The sequence below is a fragment of the Pseudomonas sp. SIMBA_068 genome (assembly GCF_046534705.1).
Lineage (GTDB): Bacteria > Pseudomonadota > Gammaproteobacteria > Pseudomonadales > Pseudomonadaceae > Aquipseudomonas > Aquipseudomonas putida.
This window is the reverse complement of sequence record NZ_JAWRYI010000082.1, coordinates 1-404: the sequence shown is the minus strand read 5'-3', so window position 1 is coordinate 404 and position 404 is coordinate 1. Positions and strand designations below refer to the sequence as shown.

Sequence of the window (404 nt, the reverse complement as noted above, 5' to 3'; positions counted from 1 at the left end):
GCAGTCCCGCCTACGCGGCGTTCTGGAATGAGCTCAAGGCCGGCAAGTTTGTATCGGGCACCTTCAAGCGTCTGGATTCCCACGGTAAAACCGTCTGGTTGGAGGCCAGTTACAACCCGGTGCCGGATGCACAGGGGCAAGTGTTGAAAGTGGTCAAGTACGCGCTGAACGTGACGCAAAAAGTCGAACAGGAAGCCGCCACCCGCAGCAAGCTGGCGGCCCTGGACCGGGCGATGGCGGTTATCGAGTTTGATTTGAGTGGAGTGGTGCTCGACGCCAATGAAAACTTCCAACAGGTCATGGGCTACTCGCTGGCGGAACTCAAAGGCAAGCACCACCGTATGTTCTGCGAACCGGCACTGGTCAACAGCGGTGAATACAGCGACTTTTGGCGCCGTCTGAAC

Annotated in this window: 1 protein-coding gene; it reads left to right on the top strand. The window is 57.9% G+C overall.

Annotated elements, in window-relative coordinates; translation table 11 throughout:
- Positions 1-404: PAS domain-containing protein (locus SB756_RS28255; RefSeq protein WP_410912794.1), on the top strand; the 404-nt coding region annotated here is incomplete at both ends.